Origin of the sequence: Aeromonas sp. QDB25, from assembly GCF_027707725.1 — a bacterium.
Classification (GTDB): Bacteria; Pseudomonadota; Gammaproteobacteria; order Enterobacterales; family Aeromonadaceae; genus Aeromonas; species Aeromonas caviae.
On the sequence record NZ_JAPCIZ010000163.1, the window covers coordinates 1 to 2,989 of the forward strand.

2 protein-coding genes are annotated in these 2,989 nt (G+C 51.5%); one reads left to right on the forward strand and one right to left on the reverse strand.

The window, feature by feature from the left end; genetic code table 11:
- A partial coding sequence (locus PG883_RS23015) for a hypothetical protein (RefSeq protein ID WP_270808379.1) occupies window positions 1-298 on the forward strand: 298 nt, incomplete at its 5' end.
- A gap of 84 nt (window positions 299-382) precedes the next feature.
- On the opposite strand, the gene PG883_RS23020 is transcribed toward PG883_RS23015, so the two are convergent.
- The coding region (locus tag PG883_RS23020; RefSeq protein WP_270808382.1) for a conjugal transfer protein TraG N-terminal domain-containing protein at window positions 383-2,989 on the reverse strand (2,607 nt) is incomplete at its 5' end.

Genomic DNA, 2,989 nt, shown 5'->3' on the forward strand with positions numbered 1-2,989 from the left:
CTGGGGCTCGGTGCAAGTCAAAAGCCGGGTGCAGGGTACCGACAAAACGCAAAACCGCACCAACTACGAAAAGTATCTACCGGGCGCATTTGATCATGTGGCCATCATTCTCTTTGAGACCGATTACCGGCTAAAAGCAGCGGTCATGCTGCCCTGCGCTGATGTGCTTTCACTGCGGAAAGCCAAGGGACACGTCAAATTCGATGATGCAAGGAAGCACCCTAATGCGGTCGATATACAGCCTGACTTGCTTGCCGTGAGTGGGGAGCGTCACCCTGTCCTCGAAGAGGCATTCTGAAACAAACGCCAAGCCTTAACAAAAAGGGCCCCTTGGGCCCTTCTGTGGTCAACCAGCTGAGATCCCGCTGGAAAATGCTTGGCATCACTTTTTGCCTGGGAAGCCTTTAGAAAGTTGATCGACCATTTTATCCATATTAGTGGTAAATGATTCAGCCCCCTCCTTTAGCTGCGGAACTCCGGGCATATTGGCGACCTTATCCCCTGCTTCATCGAGCCATTCACGTCCCTTATTCATGGACGCATTATCCGGCAAAAGATTGACCCCGAACCCAACAAGTGAGTCACCCACTGTTTGACCCAGCCAGAAGTTGTTAGACTCCATAAGATCCTTAGCTTGTGTTGTCTCAGTCGCATCGGAACCCTCAACGTGCAAGGCCCCAGTGACACTTTTCATTGTTGCAGCTGTCCCATTCTCACGGTTAGGCGCTAAGGGATAGGTGACATCATCTTTACCGCCGTTATTGGCTAAAGCCTGTCTCATAGCCACGCCTACTGTTTCACCCCTATTTTCACTATCTTGGGCGTGGACAGTCGCTTGACCGCTATTAACATTCCCCTGAGCTTCACCAAACTCGCCAGCTGCCAGAGTTTGCGTTTTAGCTGTACCTCCCGCCACCTGCCCTGCTAGGTTGGCAGCTGCACCGTCATTAAGCTCCACATAGTTACTGACCCTGTCTTCCTGAGAGGCAGCTTCATTGACCTTAACGAGTTGCTGCAACCCTGCATTTGGTGCCGTCTCGTTCATATCCCGGTATACCGCCGCCGCTACAGCGCGGTCATCGGAATCCAAGCCACCAGTCAGGCTCATGCCAGCTTCAATCAGATAAGTGGCGGCACCAATGGACGTAGCCGCAACATTGGAAATTCCTACCCCGGTAAATTTGGCACCATCTGCAATTTTATTGATACGGATTCTTGCGTTGTCAGTTAATTGGCCATCCTCCCCAATCACGCCAGCTTTAAGGAACGATTCCCTTGCATCAGCGTTCTGCGCCATGACCCGGTCTACGGTCTGTTGGGCATCAAACACATTGCCTGCAATTTTCGCACGCTGTGCGAGTTCGCCAATGTCAATCGAGGCATTCAAGGAACCATTGGTACTCGCATTACTCGCGTAGGCCATTTGGTCGACTACAGATTTGCTATCTGAATAGTTTTTGGTGCTACTCACCATCTTATTGGCTGCATCGGAATATGACGCATTGCCCGCTATGGTGTGACCGGTGAGGTAATCACTGGCTTTAGTAAACGCAGCATTGACCGAGTTGGCCATTGCGTTTGATGTCGAACCTGAGCGTCCCGATGAATGGTTCTCTCCTGCCTCCTCAGTTTGACCTCGTGTATCCGTTTCTGTAGATGTACTTTTAGCACCGAGTTTCCCTGTGGCTGAGAACACTCCGAAGTCAAAGCCCCCACCAACCTGGGCCATAAATTCCTTGGAAGCAGCATTCGCATTTTGTGCAATTCTTGTGGCAGCCTCGCCATAGGATATGTTGAATGCTTCTGCATAAGCCTTTACCGCGCTTTGCGTAGCATTAAGGGAATCTGAAATCTGCGCTTTCTCGCTCGTATTGAAGCTCGAATTATTCAACGCAGACCTACCAGCCTGTGTCACCTGTGCGTAGCTCTCCTGAGCGCTCGCAATCGCTTGATCCATTCTCTGATGAGCAGCAGTCAGATTTTTCGAGATTGAGCTTCCAACAGCTGAGCCCGCGTTAACCACCGACGACAACGGACCATTGGCACTGGAGATAACACCACCACCGGTACTGGAATAGGGATCCCACGTCGAGGTCGTGGACCCCATTTTCGTAGCGCCATTATCCGGTGCGCTGGCAATATTCGGGGCAACGTAATGGGCATTGACCGGGGCATCGGGTGAGGCTTGCTTGGCAACGCCTTGCATACTGTGGACGCCCTTGTATAGGACCGCCATCGCCAATGAGGGGATCGCCGCCATCATCATCGAGCCGACTGCCAGATAGGTCTGAGCCTTCTCCAACACCCCTGGACTCCCATTCCATGACATTGCAGCAGGACCAAAGGAACCGCTCGATGACATGTCAGTGGTCAGGGCATAGTTCAAATAGGATTCAACCCCAACCGCGATAAGAGGCCAAAGGTTGGTGAACATAACGAACATCGCATAGCTACCGGCGGCCTGTAAGCCGAACTTACCGGTCACTAGCATCAGCAGCATCAATGGCGCGATGAAAATACTGAAGAACTCGAAGAACGTAATGAGAGCCGGAGCCAGTTCATTAAACATTTCATACGAGCTCGCCATCTTCACCAAGCGTTGTTCTTTGGCCGTGAACTGCATCATTTCAGTTTGCAGGCCAACCTTATCAAAGGCTTTTCCCAGCCCGTTTTTAGTGGCTGACCATATCATCCTCTGTAAGGCCATATCGTAGACAGCGATTGCAGAGCCAGTCAGCATAGCGGTGGCATCCTCGATCGCTTTCTCATCAATGCCCATCTTTGCGTTGAACGCATCAACCTGAGCTTTGTACTGCGGGCCTGTTAACGCCCCCTTCAAATAGGTGAATGTCTGTGAACAACTCATCGTTGTGGGAGAACCGGACCGCACAACGTTCTCTGTCGCGAATTCAGATAATAACTGCAACACCCATGGTGCATAGGAGAGAAGAGGCCAACTGCCGGTTCTGGTACGCTTCTTCTCGCCAAA